The 24,821-nt window shown below is 72.2% G+C and carries 24 protein-coding genes; 16 read left to right on the forward strand and 8 right to left on the reverse strand.

Annotated elements, in window-relative coordinates:
• Positions 1–29: 29 nt before the first annotated feature.
• The 3 genes from F6X51_RS11430 (at position 30) to F6X51_RS11440 (ending at position 5,659) form a co-directional block, all read left to right on the forward strand.
• On the forward strand, positions 30–1,463 hold the full coding sequence (locus F6X51_RS11430) for a Wadjet anti-phage system protein JetA family protein (protein WP_246696752.1): 1,434 nt from the start codon (positions 30–32) through the stop codon (positions 1,461–1,463).
• A complete protein-coding gene (locus F6X51_RS11435) occupies positions 1,456–2,082 on the forward strand; it encodes a DUF4194 domain-containing protein (RefSeq protein ID WP_150963696.1) in 627 nt (208 codons plus the stop codon). The genes F6X51_RS11430 and F6X51_RS11435 overlap by 8 nt, the downstream gene beginning before the upstream one ends.
• 136 nt (positions 2,083–2,218) lie before the next feature.
• Positions 2,219–5,659: an SbcC/MukB-like Walker B domain-containing protein gene (locus tag F6X51_RS11440; protein ID WP_150963698.1), complete on the forward strand. Its 3,441-nt coding sequence runs from the start codon at positions 2,219–2,221 to the stop codon at positions 5,657–5,659.
• 222 nt (positions 5,660–5,881) lie between these two features.
• Here F6X51_RS11440 and F6X51_RS11445 read toward each other — a convergent pair whose 3' ends face one another.
• From F6X51_RS11445 to F6X51_RS11455, 3 genes are all read right to left on the reverse strand, one after another.
• Positions 5,882–6,625: a Crp/Fnr family transcriptional regulator gene (locus F6X51_RS11445; protein ID WP_150963700.1), complete on the reverse strand. Its 744-nt coding sequence runs from the start codon at positions 6,623–6,625 to the stop codon at positions 5,882–5,884.
• 189 nt (positions 6,626–6,814) lie between these two features.
• Complete coding sequence (locus F6X51_RS11450; RefSeq protein WP_150963702.1) at positions 6,815–7,135, reverse strand: DUF6894 family protein; 321 nt, start codon at positions 7,133–7,135, stop codon at positions 6,815–6,817.
• Between the two features lie 368 nt (positions 7,136–7,503).
• Entirely contained in the window at positions 7,504–7,719 is a 216-nt protein-coding gene (locus tag F6X51_RS11455) for a hypothetical protein (protein ID WP_150963704.1), read from the reverse strand.
• 447 nt (positions 7,720–8,166) lie between these two features.
• Here F6X51_RS11455 and F6X51_RS11460 point away from each other — a divergent pair, with 447 nt between their 5' ends.
• The 3 genes from F6X51_RS11460 to F6X51_RS11470 are packed head-to-tail and all read left to right on the forward strand — an operon-like array spanning position 8,167 to position 10,330.
• Positions 8,167–9,315 (forward strand): S1C family serine protease, encoded by a 1,149-nt coding sequence (locus tag F6X51_RS11460; RefSeq protein ID WP_150963705.1) that lies wholly within the window; start codon positions 8,167–8,169, stop codon positions 9,313–9,315.
• On the forward strand, positions 9,312–9,560 hold the full coding sequence (locus F6X51_RS11465; protein ID WP_246696753.1) for a hypothetical protein: 249 nt from the start codon (positions 9,312–9,314) through the stop codon (positions 9,558–9,560). The genes F6X51_RS11460 and F6X51_RS11465 overlap by 4 nt, the downstream gene beginning before the upstream one ends.
• Before the next feature lie 2 nt (positions 9,561–9,562).
• Positions 9,563–10,330, forward strand: coding sequence for a J domain-containing protein (locus tag F6X51_RS11470; protein WP_150963707.1), 768 nt, complete (start codon positions 9,563–9,565; stop codon positions 10,328–10,330).
• 177 nt (positions 10,331–10,507) lie between these two features.
• Here F6X51_RS11470 and F6X51_RS11475 read toward each other — a convergent pair whose 3' ends face one another.
• A complete protein-coding gene (locus F6X51_RS11475; protein ID WP_150963949.1) occupies positions 10,508–12,001 on the reverse strand; it encodes a serine hydrolase in 1,494 nt (497 codons plus the stop codon).
• 302 nt (positions 12,002–12,303) lie between these two features.
• Here F6X51_RS11475 and F6X51_RS11480 point away from each other — a divergent pair, with 302 nt between their 5' ends.
• From F6X51_RS11480 to F6X51_RS11500, 5 genes are all read left to right on the forward strand, one after another.
• Positions 12,304–12,633: a phasin family protein gene (locus F6X51_RS11480; RefSeq protein ID WP_150963709.1), complete on the forward strand. Its 330-nt coding sequence runs from the start codon at positions 12,304–12,306 to the stop codon at positions 12,631–12,633.
• Between the two features lie 292 nt (positions 12,634–12,925).
• The gene (clpS, locus tag F6X51_RS11485; RefSeq protein WP_407658511.1) at positions 12,926–13,339 is read left to right on the forward strand and encodes an ATP-dependent Clp protease adapter ClpS; all 414 of its coding nucleotides are present in this window, start codon (positions 12,926–12,928) and stop codon (positions 13,337–13,339) included.
• Positions 13,340–13,363: 24 nt separating this feature from the next.
• Positions 13,364–15,850, forward strand: a complete 2,487-nt coding sequence (gene clpA, locus F6X51_RS11490; RefSeq protein ID WP_150963711.1) for an ATP-dependent Clp protease ATP-binding subunit ClpA — start codon at positions 13,364–13,366, stop codon at positions 15,848–15,850.
• A 103-nt stretch (positions 15,851–15,953) separates the two neighbouring features.
• Complete coding sequence (locus F6X51_RS11495; RefSeq protein ID WP_150963713.1) at positions 15,954–16,217, forward strand: hypothetical protein; 264 nt, start codon at positions 15,954–15,956, stop codon at positions 16,215–16,217.
• 77 nt (positions 16,218–16,294) lie between these two features.
• A complete protein-coding gene (locus F6X51_RS11500) occupies positions 16,295–17,605 on the forward strand; it encodes a flavin monoamine oxidase family protein (protein ID WP_150963715.1) in 1,311 nt (436 codons plus the stop codon).
• A gap of 75 nt (positions 17,606–17,680) precedes the next feature.
• Here F6X51_RS11500 and egtD read toward each other — a convergent pair whose 3' ends face one another.
• Positions 17,681–18,658: an L-histidine N(alpha)-methyltransferase gene (egtD, locus tag F6X51_RS11505; protein WP_246696754.1), complete on the reverse strand. Its 978-nt coding sequence runs from the start codon at positions 18,656–18,658 to the stop codon at positions 17,681–17,683.
• Positions 18,659–18,716: 58 nt separating this feature from the next.
• Positions 18,717–19,988: an ergothioneine biosynthesis protein EgtB gene (gene egtB, locus F6X51_RS11510; RefSeq protein WP_150963719.1), complete on the reverse strand. Its 1,272-nt coding sequence runs from the start codon at positions 19,986–19,988 to the stop codon at positions 18,717–18,719.
• Between the two features lie 266 nt (positions 19,989–20,254).
• Here egtB and murI point away from each other — a divergent pair, with 266 nt between their 5' ends.
• Together murI and rpsD are read left to right on the forward strand one after the other, a co-directional pair.
• Positions 20,255–21,130 (forward strand): glutamate racemase, encoded by an 876-nt coding sequence (gene murI, locus F6X51_RS11515; protein ID WP_150963721.1) that lies wholly within the window; start codon positions 20,255–20,257, stop codon positions 21,128–21,130.
• Positions 21,131–21,375: 245 nt separating this feature from the next.
• A complete protein-coding gene (rpsD, locus tag F6X51_RS11520) occupies positions 21,376–21,993 on the forward strand; it encodes a 30S ribosomal protein S4 (RefSeq protein WP_150963723.1) in 618 nt (205 codons plus the stop codon).
• Between the two features lie 78 nt (positions 21,994–22,071).
• Here the strand turns inward: rpsD and F6X51_RS11525 are convergent, their stop codons facing one another.
• On the reverse strand, positions 22,072–23,019 hold the full coding sequence (locus tag F6X51_RS11525) for an ABC transporter ATP-binding protein (protein ID WP_150963725.1): 948 nt from the start codon (positions 23,017–23,019) through the stop codon (positions 22,072–22,074).
• An 85-nt stretch (positions 23,020–23,104) separates the two neighbouring features.
• Complete coding sequence (locus F6X51_RS11530; RefSeq protein WP_150963727.1) at positions 23,105–23,365, reverse strand: hypothetical protein; 261 nt, start codon at positions 23,363–23,365, stop codon at positions 23,105–23,107.
• 194 nt (positions 23,366–23,559) lie between these two features.
• Between F6X51_RS11530 and F6X51_RS11535 the strand changes: the two genes are divergently transcribed.
• The 3 genes from F6X51_RS11535 (at position 23,560) to F6X51_RS11545 (ending at position 24,789) form a co-directional block, all read left to right on the forward strand.
• Positions 23,560–23,892, forward strand: a complete 333-nt coding sequence (locus tag F6X51_RS11535) for a DUF2293 domain-containing protein (RefSeq protein ID WP_150963951.1) — start codon at positions 23,560–23,562, stop codon at positions 23,890–23,892.
• A gap of 100 nt (positions 23,893–23,992) precedes the next feature.
• Complete coding sequence (locus F6X51_RS11540; RefSeq protein WP_150963729.1) at positions 23,993–24,202, forward strand: TOBE domain-containing protein; 210 nt, start codon at positions 23,993–23,995, stop codon at positions 24,200–24,202.
• A gap of 5 nt (positions 24,203–24,207) precedes the next feature.
• The gene (locus F6X51_RS11545) at positions 24,208–24,789 is read left to right on the forward strand and encodes a hypothetical protein (RefSeq protein WP_150963731.1); all 582 of its coding nucleotides are present in this window, start codon (positions 24,208–24,210) and stop codon (positions 24,787–24,789) included.
• Positions 24,790–24,821 lie beyond the last annotated feature (32 nt).

Here is a 24,821-nt window from a genome sequence, read left to right on the forward strand (position 1 = left end):
CGCATCCACGGTCCCGGCGGGGGCGAACGATGCTCTTCACGCACCTCGCCGACGACCTGTTCCGGCCGCTCGCCTCGCCGAGCCGGGCTTTCAACGCGGCGCTCCTCCTGCACCTGCACCGGCGGGTGATGGGTGCCTCGGTGGAGCCGATCCGCAAGGGCGAGCTCCTCGCCGCGATCGGCGATTTCGCCGCCGGCTGGACGTCGGAGCAGATCGCCGACGACGAGGCGATCCCGGCCGATCCGGTCGAGCGGCGCTCGGCCCTCTACCGGCGCTTCACCGAATCCGGCTGGCTGGTCGAGCGGCGCGAGCGCTACGTGCCGGTGGTCGATTTCGACCCGGAGGCGCGCCTCCTCCTCGAGGAATTGTCGCGCCTCGAGCGCGGCGAGACCCGCTCCTACGGGGGCGCCGTCCTCGACGTGCTGGGCAGCCTCGAGAGCGCCGTCGCCAATCCGGGCGAGCGCTCGGAGGCGCTCTCGAACGCCGCCAAGGCGGCCCGCACCTTCCTCGGCCACGTCCGCTCCCTCGCGGGCTCGATGCGCAAGATCGAGGAGCGCATCCTGCGCGAGGACGACCTGCGCGCGGCCTTCCGCCTCTATTTCGAGGATTTCGTCGAGCGCCACCTGATCAGCGACTACCGGACGCTGCACACGCGCTTCAACCCATTCCGCTTCCGCTCCGCCATCGTGCGCGAGGCGGGCCAGGCCCTGCGCGATTTCCTGCTGATCCGGGCGCTGGCCGAGGCTCGCCTGCGCGAGGGCCGGGCCACCGACCTCGCGGCGGCCGAGCGGGCGGTGCGCCTCGACCTCGCCGAGATCCTCGCCGTGTTCGAGGGCCTCGACCGGCATCTCGAGGTCGTCGACGACATCGTGGCGCGGATGGAGCGGCGCATCGCGGCGGCCGTGCGCTACATGGACCGGCCGGATTCCCTCGGCATCGAGCGGACCGCGGCGGCCCTGCGGGCGGTCGGCGCCGCGCCGGAGCCGCCGGACCTGCCCGCCGCGCTCTCGCTCCTGCGCCCGCCCATCGGCGAGGGCCATCTCTACGGGCCGCGCCAGCGCAGGGCCCCCGTCACCGTCGAGGCCCTGCCCGAGGTCGTCCTCGATCCGGCGATCGAGGCCTTCGTCAACGCCAAGGCCGAGTTCCGCCGCCGCACCACCGTCACGCCGGAGGCGATCGTGGCTTTCCTCGAGGGGAAGCTCGGCCGCGCCGCGGCGATCCGGGGCTCGGAGATCCCGGTGGCGGACGTGGACGAGTTCGTGATCTTCCAGCGCCTGCGCGAGATCGACGTCCTGTTCGACGGGCACCTGATGCAGCGCTACACCCTGTCGCGCGCCGAGGGCCGGGTCTCGAACGGCTGGCTCGAATGCCCTGATTTCGTGGTCGAGCGACGCGGGGCCGGGTCCGGCCTCGGAGTTCAGGGCCGCCCCGCAACCAAGTCCCGGGCGAGGCCCCATGCTTGAGGCCTTCCGCGCCATCGTCGACGGCGACGAGCCGGCGCCCCCGGGCGCGCGGGCGCCGGACGCGGACGAGCTCGCGCGCGCGCTGCAGGTGCTCCTGAAGACGCAGGTGATCTATACCGACACCCCGGGCATCGGCCGCTCCTACGAGCTCGCCCGCCATTACGCCCCGTTCTTCCGCGACTACTTCGCCTGCCTCGGCTACGCCTTCGAGGTGGCCCACCGCGACCAGATGGTCTGCCTGCGCCTGCCCCCCGCGGGCGTGCGCCACGACATGGCCTCCGAGCGCCTGCGCAAGGACGAGACCCTGGTGCTGCTGGCGCTGCGTCTCGCCTACGAGGAGGGGCTGCGCGACCATCGGGTCACCACCGACGGCTTCGTCGAGTGCACCACCGACGACATCGCCGACCGCATCCGCACTGCCGCCCGCAGCGAGCCGCCCGAGGAGGCGCGCCTGATCGAGTGCCTGCGCCTGTTCGCCCGCCGCGGCGCGCTGCGCCTGGGCGAGCGCGACCGCACGGAGCGCATCACCCCGGTCTCGATCCTTCCCGGCATCGCGGTGATCGCGCCGGATGCCTGGATCGAGGCGATCCGCGCCTGGTCGGAGGCGGGCGAGGATTAGGGCAGGCCCGCCCCGGCGACGGGGGCAGGGCGCGATCACCGCCCAACCGTGTCGCCGCCGCCCTTGTATCGCCCGGAAAGTCCGGCCAACTGGGCGCTCCGTCCACCTCCCCGCCGTCGCGGCCGGAAAGCCCGGTTTGTATCTCCTCACCGACATCGCCCTCTCGAACTGGTATCTCATCCGGCGTGAACAGATCCGGATCCGAGGCGCGGCGGCGCTCGTCGGGCCGACGGGAGCCGGAAAGTCGACGATCTTCGACGCGGTCGGAACGGTTCTGGCCGGCAACAACGCGAGCCGGCTGGCGCTGAACGCCTCCGCCTCGGGCCGCAGCGCCCGCACGGTGCGCGACTACTGCCTCGGCTGGATCAGCGACCCTGCCGAGGGCGGGCGGCCGACGCGGGAATCCTGCGAGACGGTGATCTGCCTCGTCTTCGAGAACGAGGTGACGGGGCGCACGGTGTCCTTCGGCCTCGCGCTCGCCGCGCGCTCCGACGAGCCGAAGGAGGAGGTGCTGTCGCGCTTCATCGCGACGGGACATCGCTTCGAGATCGCGGATTACGCCCGGAGCACGCCGGACGGCAGCTTCACGGCCCCCTGGTCGGAGATTGCCGCCGACCTGCGCGCCCGGTCCGAGCGCTTCGAGGAGTTCCGCACCTCGGGCGAACGCTTCACCAACGAGGTGCTGGCCACCCTGCGGGAGGGCGCGCCGGTGCCGGACCCGCGCCACTTCCTGCGCACCTTCTCGAACGCCGTCGCGTTCAAGCCGATCTTCGATTCGAGCGCCTTCGTGCGCTCCTTCGTGCTCGATCCCGAGCCCCTCGACGTCGCCCGGGTGCGCCAATCCGTCGAGAACTGGCGCCGGCTCCTCGAGACCATCGAGGAGCTGGAGGCCAAGCTCCAGCGCCTCGGCCGCCTCGTCGGCCGCTACGAATCCTGGGGCGACGGGGTGCTGGCCGCCGCGACCCACGAGGCCCGCGCCGCCTTCGCCGACCTGCGGCGGCGCACCGTCGACCTTCTGGCCGTCCGCGGGCGCCTGCGCGAGGGGAGCGAGGCCCTGCGCATCGCCCGGGACAGCGTGCGCACGAGCCAGGGCTTCGTGCGCGAGATCGACGGGGAGATCGCCGAGCGCAAGGCCCTGGTGGCGGGCAGCGCCGCGGAGGGGCGGCTCGCCGCCTCGAATGCGGGCCTCGCCATGCTGGAGCGTGACCGGCGCGAGCTGAACGCCCGCGTCGCCGATTGCGTCGGACTGATCCAGCAGATGGGCAAGCTCCAGGCGGTCGCCGCGACCCTGCGGCAGGCGGCGCCCCAGGCGGCCCGGCTCGCGGAGGCCTGCGCCCGCGCGGGCCTGCGCAAGGAAGCGCCCCTCGACGAGACCCTGCGGCCGGACGGCGTGCTGGCCGGCCTCCTCGACGGGCTCGCGCGCCTGCCGGATTTCGACGAGGCCCTCGACCGCGCCGCCGAGGACGTGGCCCTGAAGGCCCGCGCCCAGGAGGTCGAGGCCGAGCGCTGCGCCCCGCCGGCCGGCGGAGGGTCCGCGGCGGCGCGGCTCTCCCCGGACACGGTGGCGTTCCGGAGCGAGCTCGCCCGCCGCGGCATCGACGCGGTGCCGATCTGCGAGCTCGCCGAGGTGGCCGAGCCCCATTGGGGGGCGGCCCTCGAGGCGCTGCTCGGTCGGGCGCGCGAGGCCCTCGTAGTCCCGCCCGATCGGCTGGAGGAGGCCCTCGGCGTGCTCCAGGCCGGCCGCAACCAGTACCATCGCTGCATCCTGGTGAAGACCACCGACACGGCGCGCCATCGCGCCCGGCGCTACGACGACGGCGCCATGTCGGTGATCGAGACCCATGATCCCCATGCCGAGGCGTTCCTCGGCGTGCGCCTCGGCGGCTACGACCTCGCGGCCAACGACGCGCAGCTCGCCCAGATGAGCCGCGCCGTGGCGCCGAGCGGGCGCACCACCGCCGGCATGGCCTACTCGGTGACGCGCTCCGTCGACCTCCTGATGACCCGCGGCCAACGCGGCCCGACCCCCGAGAGCCGCCGCAACCACGAGGCCGCGGTGGTGGAGGCGCGCCGCCTGCGCCAGGAGGCCGTGGTCCTGCGCGAGGCGGCCCGTGCCGCCGCGCAGATCCGCGCCCGCATCGCCCGGGGCGATCTCGACATCGACGTGCTGCGCGAGGAGGCCGACGGCATCGAGGGCCGCCGCCGCACCCTGACCACCGAGCGCGAGGCCATCGAGAAGCGCGACACCGACGGGATCGCGGCCGAGATCAAGGCCTTGGCGGCCGAGCGCACCGCCTATCTGCGCGAGCTCGCCGAGATGCTGGAGCCCAAGCTCGACGCGCTGCTCAGCGAGGAGGCGCAGCTCCGGGCGCGCCTCGCCTCCGCCCGCGAGGCGGTCCGGGCCGCCCTCGTGGCGCGGCGCGGCGCGCTGCACCGCCTGCGCAGCGGCGATGCGCTCCGCATCCGCCTCGCCCGCGGCCAGGCCCTCGATCCCGCCGAGGCGGCGGGCGTGCGGGCGGAGCTGCGCGGCCTCGAGGCCAAGGAGATCAGCGCCTTCGCGGCGAGCGAGCGCACTGCCGCGAAGGAGGCCGCCGAGAGCGCCCGCTCGCACGGGCGTGCCGCCGAGCGCGACCTCGCCGAGTACTGCGCGCAGTGGCGAATCGACAATCCGCTGGCCAAGGGCGACGTCCCGGCGACCTTCGGCTACGCCTGGGCCAAGCGCGAGCACGACGAGGTGGCGGGCCACGAGCTGCGCCGCTACCGGGCCCAGGCCGAGCGGGCCGAGGGCGAGATGCGGCGCCTGATGACCGAGGACCTGCTGACGCGCCTCGCCGACAAGTTCGAGCGGGTGCGCGCCCGCCTCGATGCCCTGAACGAGCGTCTCTCCTCGCAGACCTTCACGGGCCAGACCTACGCCTTCGAGGCGACGGTCGACCGGCGCTACGCCGCCGTGCACGCGCTGGCCACCGAGGTCGCCCGCTCGCCGGACGCGGCCCAGACGGTCCTGCCGGCCTCCGGCGACGGGCCGATGGCGGCGGCGCTCGAGGAGATCTCGCAGCTCATCGCGGGCAGCGAGGACGCGGCCCGCCTCGCGGATTACCGCAACTACTTCGTCTACGAGATCGGCATGCGCGACCGGGCGGGCAACCGCACCACCATGTCGAGCCGGGCGCTGCGGGGCTCGGGCGGCGAGGCGCAGGCGCCGTTCTACGTGGCGATCGCGGCCTCCCTCGCGAGCGCCTATTATCCGGGGGACCGGCCGGGCGACGAGAATCCGGGCCTCGGCCTCTGCCTCCTCGACGAGGCCTTCTCCAAACTCGACGTGCGCAACTCCCAGGGGCTCGTCGACCTCTACCGTGCCTGGGGCCTGCAACTCCTGATCGCGGCCCCCGAGGACAAGCGCACCACCCTGACCGAGGTGATGGACACCATCGTGACGGTCTACAAGAGCCCGGACCTGACCTCCGTGCGCATCGAATCCGAGCATCCTCTCGAGGCGGCCAAGCGCGCCCTCGCGGCGATCAACCCGGAGCGCCGGGGCATCGAGGGCTTTCGGGGGCGCGACGCGGCCGAGTGACCGCGCGCGGCGCGATCCGATCCGGGTGCTGTCGGGAAATAGGCACCGCCGGCTCAAGCGATCGGGGGAAAGTTCGACCGGCGGTGCCAGCCGGACGAGAGGGGGGTTGGCTCCTCCGGCCCCACCATGGGTAGGGCGGGGTGGGTGAGGCGACATTCACATACGTGAAGAGCGCGAGAGAAACCGCGGTTCCGGTACGCTCGCGCCGTGCGCGAGCCCGTCTCAGGGCTCGTTCGCGTCGAGCGAGCCTCCCTCCCGGTCGAGATGCAGGTAGGTGGCGCTGAACAACGAGACCTCCTGCAGTCGCGCCAGGTCCGGGATGGTCAGGATGCGTCCCTTCAGGATGATCAAGCCGGAATTGCGCAATACCTGCAGCACCCGGTTCACGTGGACGTTCGAGAGGCCGGTGGCGTCGCCGAGATCGCCCTGCGTCAGGGGCAGCTCGCAGCTGTTCCCGTCCGTGAGCCCGACGGCGCGCAGGCGCAGGAACAGCTCGCAGAACAGGTGGCCGAGGCGTTCGAGGGCCGTGCGCTGGCCGAGGCTCACGGTCCATTCCTGCTGCACCGCCAGGGCGACGAGCATCGTCCAGACCAGCGCCTGCCTCAGCCGCGGGGAAGTCTCGGTGAGGCTCTGCAGCCCCTCGCGCGAGATCTCGGCCAGCGTCACGGCCGTCAGGGCGCCGAGGGAGTGGTCCATCTCCCGGAAAGCGAGGGTGTGGGGGTCGCAGGTATCCCCCGGCACGAGGAAGGCGATGATCTGGCGCCGCCCGTCCTCCAGGGTCTTGTAGCGGCAGGCCCAGCCGTCGAGCACGAGGTGCACGTCGCGGGGCAGCTCGCCCTCGACGAGGATGTCCTCGCGCGCCCCGAGCCGCCGGACCCGCTGCGAGGCCGCCTCCGCCAGGGCCTGCTTCTCGTCGCGCGACAGCCGCGTGAACCCCTCCAGCCTGCGGATGATCGGATTGTCCACCAGCCAGGATCCAGACGGCTCGATACGCGACGCCGCGACCTTAGCGGCGGGCCAGGGGCCCCGGATTAACGTGCGTTAGTCACCGTGATCGAGGGGGGCCGCGCCGGCCCTCCGGCACCTGGGCGCAACGGCGCGCCTGCGACCCTCTGACCCGACGCGCGCGGGTGCCGAAGAGGCCGGTGCCGCGCCTCAGTGCAGGGTCGGAGGAACGGGATCGGGCCGGGATGCGTCGGCGCAGGGCGTGTCGAGCCCGGACATGTCGAGGCCGGACTTGTGGAGGCGAAAGCCGTCGAGGGACGAGAACGAGAGGTGGAGGATCAGGCGGCGCTCGCAATCCTCGACCGCGAAGGCGCTGCGCGTCGCGGACCCAGCGAGGCAGGTCTCTTCCATGAGACGGCGGGCGAGGACGGCGGCATGGGCCAGGACATCGTCGAGGGTGCCGATCTCGACGCCCTCCTCGTCGCGGCTGAACGTGCGGCCGGTCAGAAGATGGAAGAAGTAGCGCGCCATCACGGTCTCCTCTCCGGGCCTTGCCGGAGAGCGACGCTAATCCGGCCCGGAAGGGGCGACCTTCACGTTGGCTAAGGAGGCGGGCCGGCGCTCGGCGAGGGTGCGCTTCGCACGGCCGACGCTCTGCCGCCTGGCTTCAAGTCTGTGAATGCGGCTTGGATCGGATTTCGGGACCCTCGGAGCCGGTCGGATCGGTTTCCTCGTCCGACAGCTCCGTCGGCCGTTCCTGCCCAGACCTGTCGACGGAGCCGCCCCTCGGACCGAACGGTCCCGGGCGGCAGCGCCGCGTCGTTGGCGGACCGGGCCGGATCGGAGGTCGCTCGGGCGAAAGTCGCCTCGGCGTTATCCCCGCAATCCTCGGGCGGTCCTCAGTTCAGGTAGGTGCGGATCCAGTTCGGGGAGAGGATCTCGCCCTCCTCGGTGATGATCCAGGGCTGCTTGGCGGGGTCGGCCAGCGCTCCGGCGGCCGCGGCGATCGCCTCGCGCAGGGTGCCATAGCGCTCGGGCTGCGCCAGCGGGGAGGTCGCCGGCACGGTGCGCCAGATCGTCAGATCGGCGGGGCGTTCGAGAGCTTCGGTTTCCATCTCAGTCTGTTCCTTCCGAACCGTGTTCGTCCGTAGAGGGCCGGCTGACGGCCTGAGTAGACGGGTCAGCCAAGGCCGGATGTGTTTGCCTGCAAATGGAAGCATCACTTGGGCGGCTTTGCGGTCATTCCGCCCACATTGCTGTCGTCGGTCAAACTATTGACGCAAGTTAAACGCGTCGCGCTCCATGATTTCGACACAAAGCGCTCGGCTGCCGCCCCAGGATGCTCCCCATTCACTTGATGAAGATTGTGAGCCCGAGGGGTGACCATTTCGTTAGCTTGACTGCCGCCGTGCAACCGTGCGCTGCCACACCTCGGCGTTCAGGCGTCATCAAGCGTTGAAGCCCGCAACCTGAACGCCCAGTTAAGGGCGTCCGTCCCGCGTCGGGACGCGCGTGCCCTGTGGCTTTGCGGCCTCAGGACGAACGGGGTGGAGTGTTCACTCGTGCCGGATCGCTTCGCGCGCATCGCGTTGGCCGCGGTGCTGGTGCTCCTCACGCTCTTCGTCGCGCAGCCCTACCTCACCGCCCTCCTATTCTCGGTCGAGACGCCGCGCGCCATCACGGCACGGGGCGACCTCGCGCCCGCGGAAGCCACCACCGTCGCGCTGTTCGAGCGGGCGAGCCCCTCCGTCGTCCACGTCTTCGCGCAGGCCGCCGCGCAGGGCCGCGCCCTGATGAGCCTCGATGACGAGGAGGAGCAGGGCCAGGGGCAGGGGCAGGGCAGCGGCACGCAGACCGGCACCGGCTTCGTCTGGGACGCGGCCGGCCACGTCGTCACGAACAACCACGTGGTCCAGGGCGCGACGCAGTCGGGCGGCTCGATCTCGGTGCGCCTCTCCTCCGGCGAGGTGGTCTCCGCCCGCGTCGTCGGCACCGCGCCGGCCTACGACCTCGCCGTCTTGCAGCTCGGGCGCCTCACCCGGACGCCGCCACCCCTCGCCATCGGCACCTCCGCCGATCTCAAGGTCGGGCAGGCCACCTACGCCATCGGCAACCCGTTCGGCCTCGACCACACCCTCACCACGGGGGTGATCAGCGCCCTGCAGCGCCGCCTGCCCACGGGGGAGGGGCGGGAGCTGTCCGGCGTCATCCAGACCGACGCGGCGATCAATCCCGGCAATTCCGGCGGGCCCCTGCTCGATTCCGCCGGCCGGCTGATCGGCGTCAACACCGCGATCTTCTCGCCCTCGGGCGCGAGCGCCGGCATCGGCTTCGCGGTGCCGGTCGACGTAGTGAACCGGGTGGTCCCGGACCTCATCCGCAACGGGCGCGTGCGCAACCCCGGCATCGGCATCATCGCCGGCCAGGAGGCGACCGCCGCCCGCCTCGGCATCGACGGCGTCGTGGTGCTGCGGGTGCTGCGCGGCTCCCCGGCGGCCCAGGCGGGCCTGCGCGGCGTCGACCTGCAGACCGGCGACATCGGCGACGTCATCGTGGGCGTCGGCGACCGCCCGGTGCACCGGCTCGCCGACCTCACGGCCGCGATCGAGGCGGCGGGCATCGACAAGCCGATCGATCTCACCGTAGAGCGCGGCGGGCGCACCCGCACGGTGCGGGTGACGACGACGGACGTCGCGGAGAACCGGCTGTGAGAGCCCTGATGCTGATGGCGGCTTTCCTCGCCGCCGCCCCGGCTCCGGCCGGCGAGCGTCCCGCCCGCGCGCGCCTCTGCCCGGAGGACGCGCCGGAGGGGGTGCGCCTGCCGCCGCAGCCGGGCTGCGGCCCGCAGGCGCGTCCGCGCGCCGCGGCCGCGTCCGACGGGTTCCGGGACCTCGGCAACGGGGTGAAGCTGCGCATCGGCGGCCGGGTCTCGGCCGATTACGACGTGCGGCGCTGAGCATGGCCCTCGCGCTCGGCCTGCTCGCCTGCCTCGCCCTCTGGTGGTTCTCGAAGAACGGCGCCCGGTTCGGCCCGGCCCTGACCGGGCGGCTGCTGCGGCGCGTGGCGGCCTGGGGCGCCCTCGTCCTGGCGGCGTTCTTCCTGCTGCGCGGGCGCATCGACCTCGCGCTCGTCCTCGGGCTCGGCGGGGTCTGGCTCCTCGAAGGGCCGGAGAATCTCGGGCGGCGCCTGCGCGGCGTCTTCAAGGGCAAGCCGGGCGCCCGGGGCCTATGGGGTGCGGCCGGCCTGCGCGGCCTCGCCGAGCGGCTGCGGCCGGCCGCCCGGCCGCGCCGCTCCCCGGTGATCGAGCTCGCGATCCTCCCCGACGGCAGCCTCGGCCCCGGCTTCGTGCGCGCCGGACCGCTGGCGGGGGAGCCCCTCGACCGGCTGGCACCGGACGTCCTGCGCGACCTGCTCGGGATCTGCCGCCTGCGCGACCCCGAGGGCGCGCGCCTGCTAGAGGCGTATCTCGACGGCCGGCACCCCGGTTGGCGTGTAGACGCTCAGCGCGATGCCGACGCGCGGGCGCGCCGCCCGGCGGACCCAGGGGCGATGACGCAGGATGAGGCCTATGAGGTCCTGGGGCTTCAGCGCGGGGCGTCCCCAGAGGAGATCCGCACGGCCCATCGGGCGCTGATGAAGCGGCTTCACCCCGACCAGGGCGGAACCGCCGAGCGGGCCGCGCGCGTCAACGCGGCTCGGGACAGACTGACGAACCGACATCGCTGATACTCCACGCGCGTTGCCAGATAGTGGTGACGCCCGGCGCCCCTCCCGGGCCCCGCGCGGCGTCGCTCGGGACCGGCGCGCGCGCCGGTCCTCGCCGCGGCCGGGTTCAACCCCGCGTCCTGCGGCGAACTCTGCGGGAACGGCTGACGGCCGCCCCCGAATCCCGTCGACGGAGCCTCAGCTCCGGGTGGCGAAGCAGTTGAATCCGCTGCGCTTCAGGGCCTTGCAGGCATCCTGGGCCGAATCCTGCTCGGAGAAGCCGGAGAAGCGCGCCCGGAACAGGGTGGCTCCGCCGTGCTCGACCTTGACGGTGTAGGGCGAGGCCTTGGCGAGGGCGCCGCCGCCGCGGCTGCGGGCCTCGGCGAGCATCGACTTCGCCTTGTCCTCGTCGTCCATCGCACCGAGCTGGATCACCCAGGGGCTCGGCACGACGCGGGGGCCGGACAGGGGCTTCGGCGCCTCGGTGCGGGCCTGGCCGCCATCGACGGAGGCGAGGCGCGCCTCGGACTTGGCGGAGCCCGGGAAGGGCGCCTGGCCGCCGGCCGGGGCCGCGTAGGCCTGGGCCGCCTTCGGAAGGGCCTGCGGGCCAGACTTCCAGGCCATGCCGGCGCTGCCGGGGGTGGTGGTGGCGCGGTTCGGGCTGATGTCGAGGGGCTGGTTGCGGTCGGTCGAGGCGGTGGTCTCGATCTCGTCGTCCTCCGCCGAGGCGACCTGCGTGCGGGTACGGGAGACGGCGTCGGCCACGACCGCGGGGCGGGTGCGCTCGGCGACGTCCGTGGTCGGGCTGGTCTGGCGGGCTCCCGCATAGGCGCGGGGCAGGCTCGCCCGCACGAGGTCGGCCATGATCCGGTCGCGGCTCGCCCCCGACTTGCCGCCGAGCACGATGGCGACGATCTGGCGGTCGTCCGACTTCGCCGCCGTCATCAGGTTGAAGCCCGAATCGCGGGTGTAGCCGGTCTTGATGCCGTCCACGCCCTCGACCCGGCCGAGCAGGTGGTTGTGGTTGCCGATGACCCGCCCGCGGAAGGCGAAGGAGCGGGTCTGGAAGTAGCGGTAGTAGCGCGGGAACCGATCCTGGATGGCGCGGGCGAGGATCGTCAGGTCGCGCGCGGTGGTGACCTGGTCCGCATCCGGCAGACCGGAGGCGTTGGCGTAGTTCGTCCGGCTCATGCCGAGGGCGTGGGCCTTGGCCGTCATCGCCTGCGCGAAGCGCTCCTCGGAGCCCGAGATGTTCTCACCGATGGCGCAGGCCACGTCGTTGGCCGACTTCGTCACGATCGCCTTGATGGCGTCCTCGACCTCGATGGTTGAGCCCGGGCGCAGGCCGAGCTTCGAGGGCGATTGGGCGGCGGCACGGGCCGAGATGGTCAGCTCGGAATCGAGGGCGAACCGGCCCTTCTCCATCTGCTCGAAGAGCATGTAGAGGGTCATCACCTTGGTGATGGAGGCCGGGTGGCGCAGCGAATCCTCGTTGACGGCGTGCAGGGTCTTGCCCGTCTTCACGTCGACGACCATCGCGGCGTAGGGCGGGTTGTAGCCGCCGCCCGCGCGGGCATGGCCGTGCCGGCGCCGGGCTTCGGCGGGCGAGGCGAGGGCGGTGAGCACCGCGGCGGCGGCGAGGGCGGCAGGCAGCGCGCGGGACATCCCGGAGCGGCTCGATACGCTACGCATCACGACTGACCGCCCCCGACCTTCCGGCATCGCCGGTTTGCAACGCACCATCTGCACGAGGGGCGCGCCTGCGCCGTGCCCTCGCAACGTCTGTCAATTACGGTAGGAGGATGCGGTTACGGGCCGGTTAATGGATTGAGGCGCTTTCGCGGCTTTGTTTCGCACTGCAACATGGTCTTGACGATCCATGTTGCAGTGCACATATTTGGCTTGCCGGCAGGCTCGCCTCGGGCGAGCCGGATCCGGCGCCCTTGCACACTCCAACCTGGAAGGGGCGTCCCGAGCGGGGCGCCGGATCGACGATGAGCAACAGCCTCGAGACCACCGAAGCCGCCCTCAAGACCGGCATGAGCGCCGTGATGCAGAGCGTCGGCGCCGCCTCGAAGACGACCCAGACCATCGGCATCGAGATGGTCGATTTCGCCAAGCAGTCCTTCGAGGACACCGTCGCGACCGCCGAGAAGCTCACGAAGGCCGGCAGCCTCGGCAAGGCGGTGGAGGTCCAGACCGCCTACGTGAAGGGCTCCTACGAGCGCTCGCTTGCCCAGGCCGCGACCCTGCGCGATCTCTACGTGGCCCTCGCCCGGGACCTGGCGAAGCCGTTCGCGGGCCTGACCTCCAAGGTCGCCTGACGCCCGCACCCCGGTCGGGGCGCTCCTGGCCGTCCGGGCGCTCCTGGCCGTCCGGGCGCCCTGCCGGACGGCCTTCCCGTGTTCGATCAAGGCCTTGCGCCCGGCGCGGCCCGGTGCCCCGGCGCACAGGCCGTCGCCGGGCTTCGCACCGATCGACGCGGAGTGACGGACAAGTGCGCGCAGCCGACTGGCGAAGTCGCGTCCCGCTCTATAGATTGCCGTCGTAGCGAGCGCGCCTCGCCGGCGCGCCCCGCGAGCAGCCATGCCGCCAGATGGGGTCGGTTCGATTCAGATGTCTCACGTCCCGACGATGCGGGGCTCCGCATCCCTGCCTGCCGCGCCTCGGCCGGGCACAGAGCGGACCCCGGTCGTCGCCGCCTCGGATCCGCGTGCACCGGGGGGCGACGACCGCTCGAACACCGCGATCATCACGCGGACGAAGCCGCGCACGAAGCGCCCGAGCCTCTACCGGGTGCTGCTGCTGAACGACGACTACACGCCGATGGAGTTCGTGGTCCACGTCGTCGAGCGGTTCTTCAACAAGAGCCACGAGGACGCCTACCAGATCATGATGCACGTCCACCACAACGGGGTGGGAGAGTGCGGGGTGTTCACCTACGAGGTCGCGGAGACCAAGGTGACGCAGGTGATGGACTTTGCCCGCAAACATCAACATCCTCTCCAGTGCGTTATGGAAAAGAAATAGGCACCCCAGACAGAGGGCAGCGCTTTGCCAAGCTTCTCACGTAGCCTAGAACAAGCCCTCCACCGCGCCCTGGCGCTCGCCGGCGAACGCCGGCACGAATACGCGACCTTGGAGCACCTGCTCCTCGCCCTCGTGGACGATCAGGACGCGGCCGCCGTCATGCGGGCCTGCAACGTCGAGATCGACGCGCTGAAGCGCAGCCTCGTCGAATATGTCGACACCGAACTCTCGAACCTCACCGGCGACGGACGCCAGGACGCCAAGCCCACGGCCGGCTTCCAGCGCGTGATCCAGCGCGCCGTGATCCATGTCCAGTCCTCGGGCCGCGAGGAGGTGACGGGGGCGAACGTGCTGGTGGCGATCTTCGCCGAGCGCGAGAGCCACGCCGCCTACTTCCTGCAGGAGCAGGACATGACCCGCTACGACGCGGTCAACTACATCAGCCACGGCATCGCCAAACGCCCCGGCGCCTCCGAGGCGAAGCCCGTGCGCGGGGCCGACGAGGAGGGCTCGGGCGAGCGTCCGAGCAGCGAGGACGGGGAGAGCCGCACCAAGAAGAAGGGCGACGCCCTCGACGCCTACTGCGTCAACCTCAACAAGAAGGCCCGCGACGGCAAGATCGACCCGCTGATCGGCCGCGAATCCGAGGTGCAGCGCACGATCCAGGTGCTCTGCCGCCGGCAGAAGAACAACCCGCTCCTCGTCGGCGATCCCGGCGTCGGCAAGACCGCGATCGCCGAGGGCCTCGCCCGCAAGATCATCCAGCACGAGGTGCCGGAGGTTCTGGCCGACGCCACCGTCTTCTCCCTCGACATGGGCACGCTGCTGGCCGGCACCCGCTACCGCGGCGACTTCGAGGAGCGCCTCAAGCAGGTGATGAAGGAGATCGAGGCGCACCCGAACGCCATCATGTTCATCGACGAGATCCACACCGTGATCGGTGCGGGCGCGACGTCGGGCGGCGCGATGGATGCCTCGAACCTCCTGAAGCCCGCCCTCGCCTCGGGGACGCTGCGCTGCATCGGCTCGACCACCTACAAGGAGTACCGCCAGTACTTCGAGAAGGACCGGGCCCTGGTGCGCCGCTTCCAGAAGATCGACGTGAACGAGCCGTCGATCCCGGACGCGATCGAGATCGTGAAGGGTCTGCGGCCGTATTTCGAGGAGTTCCACAAGCTCAAGTACACGACCGATGCCGTGAAGGCGGCGGTCGAGCTGTCCGCGCGCTACATCAACGACCGCAAGCTGCCCGACAAGGCGATCGACGTGATCGACGAGACCGGCGCCTCGCAGATGCTGCTGCCGGAGGCGCGCCGCAAGCGCACCATCGGCGTCAAGGAGATCGAGGCGACCATCGCCACGATGGCCCGCATCCCCGCCAAGACCGTCTCGAAGGACGACGCGGTGGTGCTGCAGCACCTCACCGAGAACCTGAAGCGGGTGGTCTACGGCCAGACCAACGCCATCGAGGCCTTGACCTCGGCGATCAAGCTCGCCCGGGCGGGCCTGCGCGATCCCGACAAGCCGATCGGCTCCTACCTGTTCGCCGGCCCGACCGGCGTCGGCAAGACCGAGGCCGCCAAGCAGCTCGCCGCCTCCCTCGGCATCGAGATGCTGCGCTTCGACATGTCGGAATACATGGAGCGCCACACCGTAAGCCGCCTGATCGGCGCGCCCCCCGGCTATGTCGGCTTCGACCAGGGCGGCCTGCTGACCGACGGCATCGACCAGCACCCGCATTGCGTGCTTCTCCTCGACGAGATCGAGAAGGCGCATCCGGACCTGTTCAACATCCTGTTGCAGGTGATGGACCACGGCAAGCTGACCGACCACAACGGCAAGCAGGTCGATTTCCGCAACGTCATCATCATCATGACGACGAATGCGGGGGCGTCCGACCTGGCGAAGTCGGCCTACGGCTTCACCCAGACCAAGCGCTCGGGCGACGACGTCGAGGCGATCAACCGGCTGTTCGCGCCGGAATTCCGCAACCGCCTCGATGCGATCATCTCGTTCGGCCACCTGCCGAAGGAGGTCGTCGCCAAGGTGGTCGACAAGTTCGTGCTCCAGCTCGAGGCCCAGCTCGCCGACCGCAACGTCACCATCGAGCTCTCGGACGAGGCGCGCGACTGGCTGGTCGAGCACGGCTACGACGACGCGATGGGCGCCCGCCCGATGGCGCGGCTGATCCAGTCGACCATCAAGACGCCGCTCGCCGACGAGGTCCTGTTCGGACGCCTCAAGGATGGCGGTGCCGTGAAGGTGGTGGTCAAGAAGCCGGAGGACGCGGAGGCCAAGGCGGGCGAGAAGGACAGCCTCGGCTTCGAGTTCCCGGCCGGCCCCGTGACGCCGAAACCCGAGAAGGACGTTACCAACGCGACCCGGAAGCACAAGCGCTCGAAGCCCCGCGCGACCACCCGCAAAAAGGCCCAGAAGGACGACAAGGGCGGCGGGTCCGGCGGTTCGGGCGGCGTGCGCACCGTGCCCAAGGTGCCGCTCGTGCGGGCCTAATCCGCTCACGAGCGCCGGAAAGGCCCGCCGAGGCTTCAGTCTTTCGTGATCAGAGGGTAAGAGCGCGGCGCGCAGGTGCCGCGCGGGACGTTGAGGGGGCAACATGACGAGCGAATTGCATGAGGGCCCCCTCACGCCGGTCTCCCGCCAGGCTCCGCCGCCGAAGCTGACGCGGCGCGAGGAGCGCCGGCGCCGGCGCAAGCGCCGCCGGCGGGGCGAGGAGATCCTGGCCTGGATCCTCGTTCCGGTGATCATCCTCGGCATCTACTGGGGCATCAGCGCGGGCTTCGATCTCCTGGGCACCTCGCCGGGGCAGGTCTGGGACCAGCTCATGCAGGTCAAGGCCATGATGGAGAAGCGGAGCTGACCCCGCGCCCGGGAGCTTTCGGCCGGCGCAGGACTTGATCTTCAGCCCGCCGCATCCGCGAGCGCGTCCGGTCACCCATGGACTTCACCCGTCGCAGCCTTCTCGCCGGCGTTGCCCTGCTGGCAGCCCCACCCCTGCGGGCCGCGCAGCGCGACGGTCCCGTCATCGTCGTCGGCGCGGGCGCCGCCGGTCTCGCGGCCGCCGAGGTCCTGCGCCGGGCCGGGCACGCCTTCACGCTGGTCGAGGCGCGCGGGCGCATCGGCGGACGCGCCTTCACGGATGCGAGCCTCGGCCCCGACGCCGCCTTCGACGCGGGGGCGCAGTACATCCACTGGGCCGACCGCAATCCCTGGCGGGGGATCGCGGAGCGCGAGAAGGCCCGGATCGGCGCGGATTCCGGCTGGGCCCGCACCCTCCTGATCGACGGCCGGCCCGCCACCGAGGCGGAGCGCGACGCGCGCCGCGCGGGCTTCGGCACCCTCACGGCGCTCCTCGTCCCCTCGGGCGACGACCGCTCGATCCGGGCGGCCGCGCAGGTCGGCGGCGCCGGGGCCGCGCAGGCGGCCGCCAACCTCACCCGCCTGTCCCTCGGCGAGGAGCCCGAGCGCGTCTCCCTCGCCGATTACGACCGGCTCTGGTCGGGGGAGGATCTCTGGGTCGACGGCTACGGTGCCCTCGTGGCGCGCCACCATGCCGACCTGCCGGTGCGGCGCGAGACCATCGTCACCGGCATCGACTGGTCGGGGGCCGGGGTCACGGTCGCGACGAGCCGGGGCACGCTCGCGGGGGCCGCCGTCATCGTGACGGTGCCGGTCGGCGTCCTGGCCTCGGGGGCGATCCGCTTCGCGCCCGGGCTGCCCCCCGGGACCGAGGCCGCCCTCGCCGGCCTCGGCATGGGCGCCTACACCAAGATCGCGCTGCGCCTCGACCCGGCCCGACTCGATCTGAAGGCCGTCGGCGATGCCGTCTCGGTGGCGCGGCGGGGGGAGCGGGACCTGACGCTCTATTTCGAGATGGCGCCCTTCGGGCGTCCCCTCGCGATCGCCAATCTCGGGGGCGACGGGGCCCGCGCCCTCTGCGAGGCGGGCGAGGCCGCCGCCATCGCGGAGGCGACGGACCGCCTCGTGCAGATCCTCGGCACCGAGGCCCGCGGCGCCGTCACGGGCGGGCGTCTCGCGGGCTGGTGGACCGATCCGTTCGCCCGGGGCGGCTACTCGATCGCCAGGCCCGGATGCGCCGAGGCCCGCCTCGGGCTGCGCCGTCCCATCGCCGACCGGGTCTTCCTCGCGGGGGAGGCGCTGGCGGACGGGGGTGCCATGACGGTCGGCGGCGCCACCCTCGACGGCGCGCGCGCCGCGGCGGCGGTCCTGCGGGTCCTGGCGAGCTGAGGCGAGATCCCGCGCGTCGGCGACACCGTCTCGGGTCGTGTGCCGGCGCTCCCTCGCGGGACGCCGGACCCCTCCTCACTCCGCCCGCGTCAGGGCATGGACCGAGAACAGGGCCTGCGGGTCGGTCCAGACGGCGGCCGATGTCCAGCCGGCCTGCAATGCGAGGCTGCGGAAGCTGTCGATCGTGTACTTGTAGCTGTTCTCGGTATGGATCGTCTCGCCCTCCACGAAGGCGAAGCGCCGGGCCGCCACCGTGACGGTCTGGGCGCGGGTGCTGACGAGGTGCATCTCGATGCGCGAGGCGGCGGCGTTGAACACGGCCCGGTGCTGGAAGCGTTCGGGGTCGAAATCGCCCGCGAGCTCCCGGTTGATCCGGGTCAGCAGGTTGCGGTTGAACGCCGCCGTGACGCCCGCCCGGTCGTCGTAGGCCGCCTCCAGCACGGACGGATCCTTCACGAGGTCGACGCCGACGATCAGGCTGGCGCCGGCCCCGAGCTCCTGCCCGAACTGGGCCAGGAGGCGCGCGGCCTCCAACGGCTCGAAATTGCCGATGGTCGAGCCGGGGAAGAAGCCCGCGAAGGCCGCGCCACCGAGATCCTGCGGCAGCGTGAAGGGCTGCGTGAAATCCGCCGCGACCGGCTCGACGCGCAGCCTCGGAAAGTCCGCCCGCAGGGCCTCGGCCTCGCTGCGCAGGAAGCTCTCGGAGACGTCGACCGGCACGTAGGCGGCGAGCTCGGGCAGGTGGCGCAGCAGGCGCCGGACCTTGACGGTGGAGCCGCTGCCGAACTCGACGAGGCTCGCGCCCCGCGGCAGCGCCGCCGCGATCTCCGCCCCGCGGGCGTCCAGGATGCCGAGCTCGGTCCGGGTCGGGTAGTATTCGGGCAGCCGGGTGATGGCCTCGAACAGGTCCGAGCCGGCCGCGTCGTAGAAGTACTTCGCGGCGAGCTGCTTCTGGGGCTTGGCGAAGCCCGCGAGCACGTCCGCGAGGAAGTCCCGATCGTCGGGCAGGCGGCTGAGCGGTGTCGCGTCCTTGAAGACGGGCTTGATGGTCACGGGCTCTCTCCAGGAACGCGATGGCAACGCGGGGTGTGGGACGGGGCGCGATGTCCGATCAGGAATGGACCTCGGCGAGGCGCAGGCCGGTGAATTGCCAGCGCTGATGCGGGTAGAAGAAGTTGCGGTAGGGCACCCGCGCATGCCCGTCCGGCGTGGCCGCCGAGGAGCCCCGCAGCACGAACTGGTTCGACATGAACTTGCCGTTGTACTCGCCGAGCGCTCCCGCGATCGGGCGGTAGCCCGGATAGGCGGTGTAGGCGCTGCGGGTCCATTGCCAGACGAGGCCGAAAGCGTCGTCCAGCGCCCCGTCGCGGGCGGCGACCTCCCAATCCTGCTCGGTCGGCAGGTCGCGCCCGGCCCAGCGCGCGTAGGCGTCGGCCTCGTAGTAGCTGATATGGGTGACGGGCAGGCCCGGATCGACCGGCCGGAGGCCGGCCAGGGTCATGGTGGCCCAGCTGCCCTGCGCGTCGCGGCGCCAGTAGCCCGGCGCCTCCCAGCCCTCCGCCTGCACGGCGAGCCAGCCGTCCGAGAGCCAGAGATCCGGCCGGGCGTAGCCCCCGTCCTCCATGAAGGCGAGCCATTGCGCGTTCGTCACCAGCGCCCGGTCGATGCGGACGGGCAGGATCAGCACGTCGTGGCACGGCGATTCGTTGTCGAAGGAGAAGCCCTCGCCCGCGTGCCCCACCGTCGTGACGCCGCCGGGCAGGTCGACCGTGCCGGCGCACGCCTCGGGCCGGGGGAAGCGCCAGTCCGGGTCGTAGGCCGGCCCGAGGGGGTTCTGCGCGAAGGCGTGCAGGATATCGGTGAGAAGGAGTTCCTGGTGCTGCTGCTCGTGGTAGAGCCCGATCTCGAGGATCGGCAGCACCACGTCGAGGGCCGCGGGCGTCGCCCCGGCGAGGAGCGCCGCGACGGCCCGGTCCACGTGGGCGCGGTAGCCCGCGACCTCGCCGGCGGTGGGCCGCGTGATCAGCCCGCGCAGGATGCGCGGCTGGCGCGGGCCGGCGGCCACGTAATACGAGTTGAAGAGGTAGTGCAGGCGCTCGTCGTAGATGGCGTAGCCGGGGGCGTGCTCGCGCAGCAGGAACTGCTCGAAGAACCAGGTCGTGTGGGCGCGGTGCCACTTCGTCGGGCTCGCATCCGCCATCGACTGGATCTGCTGATCCTCCGGCGAGAGGGGGGCCGCGCGGCGCTCGGTCTCGTCGCGCACATGCCGGAAGGCCGCGATCCAGGCCTGCCGGTCGGCCGGACGCGCCGAGAGGGCGGGAGGCGGAAAGGCGGCCTGCGCCTGATACGAGCCCATCGGGCGGATTGCCGCCGTCGCTGCCATGACGATCGTCCCCTGTTGCCCGCGCGACGGAGAAACCCGTCCCACGGGGAGGCGTGGCCGAGGGAAATATGTGCCCACAGGTTTTCGGCAACGCTCGGGGCCGTGGCACCGTTCGTCGCGGCATCCCGCCCCGTGCCGTCTCGCACCTAACGGTGCGGTTACGAGATCGCCTCCGCGTTCGACGGCCATTTTCCGGACTCAGTGAGATGGCCTTAACCCTCGGGCCCGACACTGTGCCCTTCCTACGGTGCCGGAACGCGCGTCAGATGCGGATCGATCTCATGGCCGGGGCCAGCCTGTCCGCTGCCGTCCTCCGGGCGGCGCCGGAGCCCACCATCCTCGTCTTCGATTCCGGCCTCGGCGGCCTGACCGTGCTGGAGCAGGTGCGCCGCGCCCGGCCGGATGCCCGCTACGTCTACGCCGCGGACGACGCCGCCTTCCCGTACGGCCGGCTCTCGGAGGCGACCCTCGTGGCCCGGGTGCTCGCCGTGATGGAGCGGCTGCTCGCGCGCCACCGTCCCGATCTCGTGGTGATCGCCTGCAACACGGCCTCGACCCTCGTGCTGCCGGGGCTGCGTCAGACCTTCCAGACGCCCTTCGTGGGGGTCGTGCCGCCGATCAAGCCCGCCGCCGAGACCACGCGCTCGCGCCTCGTCTCGCTCCTCGCCACCCCCGGCACCGTGGCCCGCGCCTACACGCACGACCTGATCCGGACCTACGCGGGCGCCTGCCGGGTAGCCCTCGTCGGCTCGCCGAACCTCGCCAACTACGCCGAGGCCGAGCTCGCGGGCACGCCCGTCGACGACGCCGCCCTGATGGCCGAGCTCGCCCCCTGCTTCGTCACGGCGGAGGACGGCCGGCGCACCGACGTCGTCTGCCTCGCCTGCACCCATTACCCGCTGCTGCTCCCCCGCTTCGAGCGCCTCGCGCCCTGGCCGGTGACCTGGATCGACCCGGCTCCCGCCATCGCCCGGCGGGTGACGCAGCTCCTCGGCCCCGGCGACCGGTCGGTGCGTGGCGACGCCCCGGTCCTCGGCGCCTTCACGGGGGGCGAGGGCCTGAACGCCCCCTTGCGCGCCTCGCTCGCGGGCCGCGGGCTCGCCGAGGTCACGCTCGAGGCGATGCCGCTCGCCCTGCAATAGGGCTCGGCCGGCAAGCCCCGGCCGGCAAGACCCGGCCCCGCCGGTGCGTCGATCGCCGAGGATTGACCATTCCGCCCGGCTGCACTAAGGACGCCGGGTTCGCGGGGCTCCGATGAGGGGCCCCGTGGCTTTTTCATACGCACCCGTGAGCGGGCTCAGCCCCGCTCTGTCGTCCCGGCGGCGTCTCGCCATCGGGAAGAGGAGGGCGCGTTCCTCGATAGACTCGGATACCGAGAGGACACGCGATGTCGAAGCGGATTCAGGCGAAGCACAAGCTCGATCGCCGCATGGGCCAGAACATCTGGGGCCGCCCGAAGAGCCCCGTGAACCGCCGTGAGTACGGCCCCGGCCAGCACGGCCAGCGCCGCAAGGGCAAGATGAGCGACTTCGGCACGCAGCTGCGCGCCAAGCAGAAGCTCAAGGGCTATTACGGCAACATCACCGAGAAGCAGTTCCGCCGCTACTACGCCGAGGCGATCCGCCTGCGCGGCGATTCCGGCGAGAACCTGATCGGCCTGCTCGAGCGCCGCCTCGACGCCGTGGTGTACCGGGCGAAGTTCGTGGCGACCCCCTTCGCGGCGCGTCAGTTCGTCAACCACGGCCACATCAAGGTCAACGGCCGCCGCGTGAACATCCCGAGCTTCCTCGTGAAGCCCGGCGACGTGATCGAGGTGAAGGAAGCCTCTCGCCAGCTCGAGATCGTCGTCGTGGCGAGCCAGCTCGCCGAGCGCGACGTGCCCGACTACATCGAGGTCGACCACCAGAAGATGACCGCGCGCGTCACCCGCGTCCCGGGCCTCGGCGAGGTGCCCTACGCGGTGCAGATGGAACCGAACCTCGTGATCGAGTTCTACTCGCGCTGATCCCGGCCCGTCGCCGAGACGATCATCGAGATCCGGAAGGGCCGCCCGCGAGGGCGGCCCTTTCCGCGTTCGGGGAGCCTAATCCGAGGGGGTGCGCGCCACCGCCGCCACCGCGCGGATCGCCTCGAGGGTCAGGACCCGGTCCGGGTCGCCCGCGACCCGCAGGCGCGTCGCACCCCGCGCCAGCATCTCCGAGAGCGCGTCGCGCAGGGGCGCATCGGCGGCGATCTCGGCCGCCTCCGGTGCCGTCCCGGGCTCGGCGGCCTCCGCCACCGTCGTGAGGGCGAGGCGCCGCAGCGCCCGGTCCTGCCCCACGAAGGCGGCCGCGAAGGCGTCCGCAGGCCGGGCCAGGATCTCGGCCGGCGCATCCGCCTGGACGAGGCGCCCGGCCCGCATCAGGGCGACGCGGTCGCCCATCAGCATGGCCTCGTCGATGTCGTGGGTGACGATGATCACGGTCTTCGACAGCCGCCGCAGGATCGCGCCGATCTCCGCCTGCAGGCGCCCGCGCGCCACGGGATCGACCGCCCCGAAGGGCTCGTCCATGAGGAGCACGGGCGGGTCGGCCGCGAGGGCGCGGGCGACGCCGACGCGCTGGCGCTGGCCGCCGGAGAGCGCCTCGGGGCGCCGGTCGCGGAAGGTCGCGGGATCGAGGCCGACGAGGTCGAGCATGGCCTCGACCCGCTCGGCGATGCGCCGGCGCGGCCAGCCGAGGAGGTGCGGCACCGTGGCGACGTTCTGGGCGACGCTGCGGTGGGGAAACAGGCCGATGCCCTGCAGCACGTAGCCGATGCCGCGCCGGAGCGCGATCGGGTCCATCGCCATCACGTCGGCGTCCCCGACGGTGATGCGGCCGGAATCGGGCTCCACCAGCCGGTTGACCATGCGCAGGGTCGTCGACTTGCCGCAGCCCGACGGACCGATCAGCACGCAGGTCGTGCCCTCCGGGATGGTGAGGTCGAGCCGGTCCACCGCCGGGTCGGCGGAGCCGGGGAAGCGCTTCGAGACGCCCTCGAACCGGATCACGGCCGGCCGCGATCGCGCGAGGGGCGCGGCCGGGGTGGCGGGCTCAGCGGCCCGTCCTCACGGGCGCGGCCTCAGCCGCCCACCCTCAGCAGCCCTTGCAGATCGAGCCCATGGTGGTGCGCATCTTCGAGTCCCAGGCCTTGTCGCGGTTGGTCGCGGCCTTCTGGGCCTTCGCCATCTCGGCCTGGGCCGCCGGCGCCATCGGCGAGCCGCCGCCCGGCGGCTTGGTGACGCCGGTCGACGTGATGTTGCGCGGGGGCGCTCCCGAGCGGCCGGGCTCCTGGGCGAGGGCGGCCCCGGTCAGGAGGGTCGAGACGAGGGCTGTTGCGGCCAGGATGCGGCGCATGGATTGTGATCCCCAGGATGAGGTGCCGCGGCCCGCCTCGACACTCGGGCCGGGGCAGGCCGTCAACCGGCTGCAACCCGCGCGGTAGCGCGCGGAGTGGCGGAAATTATGGCGTGCAGGGTGTCGACAAAGCGTTTCGCCGCAAGCGAAAAGTGCGGGCTCAGGAGAAGGCCTTGCCGAGACCAGCCACCGGGATGCCCCCGTCGAACCGCCGCGAGGCCGTCGCCGCGTGCCTGCGCCGCCTCGCCCCGCGGCTCCCCGCCTTCGAGGCCGAGGCGGCCCTCGACCGGGCGCTCGCGAGCCCCGGCCTCCGCCGCGCGGCGCCCGACACCGCGGCGCGCCTCGCGCTGATCGCGTATGCCCGCCATGCCTTCACCGATTACGACGATCTCCTCGCCGAGGGCTACGATCGCGACAGCGCCCGCCACTTCGTCCTCGACGCGCTGAACGCCGTGCTGGCGGATTGGGGCGCTCCGCCCATCCCCGAGGCGGACGGTGATCCGACGGCTGGGGATACGGACCCCTGACGGGGCCGCGGATTGTTGACCGCGCGTGATCGAACCGTCACGCCGGCCCGGTGTTAGGGAGAGGCCGCCGCGATCGGTGGCCCGACAGGAGCGACACGACATGCAGATCAGCGCGCGCAACGTCATCAAGGGCACCATCGTGGCGATCGAGAAGGGCGCGACCACCGCGCACGTGAAGATCGAGATCGCCCCCGGCCAGATCGTCACCGCCTCGATCACCAACGATTCCGTCGACGCCCTCAAGCTCACCAATGGCGGCCAGGCCTACGCGGTCGTGAAGGCCTCCGACGTGATGGTGGCGGTGGATTGAGGCGGATGCGCCGGGCGCTCCTCGGTCTGGCCCTCGTCCTCGCGGGCGCCGGGGCGCGGGCGCAGCCCGCGCCGGAGGGCCAGGCCGCGCCGGAGAGCCAAGCCGGGGCCGCCGCCCGGCCCGCGTCGGGTCCGGCCGCGCCCGTCCCCTCCGCCTGCACGGATTTCGCGTGGTCGCTGATGCGCGAGGAGGCGTGGTTCGCCGCGCCGGGGCTGGCGCAGGTCGCCTCGGGGGACGCCGTGCGGGCGGAGATGCCCGGGGCCGTGCTCGCGCTGAAGCCCGATGCCGAGGTCGCCTTCCCGGTCTCGCCCTCGAAGGTCCCCCCGCCGGGGAGCTACGGCGGCGTGCTGCGCTTCCCCGCCCCGATCCAGCCCGGGATCTACCAGGTCACCCTCTCGGACGAGGCCTGGATCGACGTCAGCCAGGACGGCCAGACGACGCGGCCGCCGATGGCGCACACCCTCAATCCCGCCTGCCCGACCCTGCGCAAGAGCCTGCGCTACCAGTTCGGCACCGCCCCGGTGATCATCGAGATCAGCGGCGCGAAGCGGGACACGATCAAGATCGCGATCGCCCCCGTCGAGTAGCGCCGCGGGCGCGGGGCCGGGCTGCCGTGCCC

This window comes from Methylobacterium planeticum (assembly GCF_008806345.1).
GTDB lineage: Bacteria > Pseudomonadota > Alphaproteobacteria > Rhizobiales > Beijerinckiaceae > Methylobacterium > Methylobacterium planeticum.

What these genes read in the sequence shown, in the direction of transcription:
- F6X51_RS11500 (WP_150963715.1), top strand. Translation starts at nt 16,295, where the DNA reads ATGGACTTCACCCGTCGCAGCCTTCTCGCCGGCGTTGCCCTGCTGGCA.
- F6X51_RS11475 (WP_150963949.1), bottom strand. Translation starts at nt 12,001, where the DNA reads ATGCGTAGCGTATCGAGCCGCTCCGGGATGTCCCGCGCGCTGCCTGCC.
- F6X51_RS11455 (WP_150963704.1), bottom strand. Translation starts at nt 7,719, where the DNA reads ATGGAAACCGAAGCTCTCGAACGCCCCGCCGATCTGACGATCTGGCGC.
- F6X51_RS11430 (WP_246696752.1), top strand. Translation starts at nt 30, where the DNA reads ATGCTCTTCACGCACCTCGCCGACGACCTGTTCCGGCCGCTCGCCTCG.
- murI (WP_150963721.1), top strand. Translation starts at nt 20,255, where the DNA reads ATGCGGATCGATCTCATGGCCGGGGCCAGCCTGTCCGCTGCCGTCCTC.
- F6X51_RS11530 (WP_150963727.1), bottom strand. Translation starts at nt 23,365, where the DNA reads ATGCGCCGCATCCTGGCCGCAACAGCCCTCGTCTCGACCCTCCTGACC.
- clpS (WP_407658511.1), top strand. Translation starts at nt 12,926, where the DNA reads ATGTCTCACGTCCCGACGATGCGGGGCTCCGCATCCCTGCCTGCCGCG.
- egtB (WP_150963719.1), bottom strand. Translation starts at nt 19,988, where the DNA reads ATGGCAGCGACGGCGGCAATCCGCCCGATGGGCTCGTATCAGGCGCAG.
- F6X51_RS11535 (WP_150963951.1), top strand. Translation starts at nt 23,560, where the DNA reads ATGCCCCCGTCGAACCGCCGCGAGGCCGTCGCCGCGTGCCTGCGCCGC.
- F6X51_RS11480 (WP_150963709.1), top strand. Translation starts at nt 12,304, where the DNA reads ATGAGCAACAGCCTCGAGACCACCGAAGCCGCCCTCAAGACCGGCATG.
- F6X51_RS11495 (WP_150963713.1), top strand. Translation starts at nt 15,954, where the DNA reads ATGACGAGCGAATTGCATGAGGGCCCCCTCACGCCGGTCTCCCGCCAG.
- F6X51_RS11470 (WP_150963707.1), top strand. Translation starts at nt 9,563, where the DNA reads ATGGCCCTCGCGCTCGGCCTGCTCGCCTGCCTCGCCCTCTGGTGGTTC.
- F6X51_RS11450 (WP_150963702.1), bottom strand. Translation starts at nt 7,135, where the DNA reads ATGGCGCGCTACTTCTTCCATCTTCTGACCGGCCGCACGTTCAGCCGC.
- rpsD (WP_150963723.1), top strand. Translation starts at nt 21,376, where the DNA reads ATGTCGAAGCGGATTCAGGCGAAGCACAAGCTCGATCGCCGCATGGGC.
- F6X51_RS11540 (WP_150963729.1), top strand. Translation starts at nt 23,993, where the DNA reads ATGCAGATCAGCGCGCGCAACGTCATCAAGGGCACCATCGTGGCGATC.
- F6X51_RS11435 (WP_150963696.1), top strand. Translation starts at nt 1,456, where the DNA reads ATGCTTGAGGCCTTCCGCGCCATCGTCGACGGCGACGAGCCGGCGCCC.
- F6X51_RS11545 (WP_150963731.1), top strand. Translation starts at nt 24,208, where the DNA reads ATGCGCCGGGCGCTCCTCGGTCTGGCCCTCGTCCTCGCGGGCGCCGGG.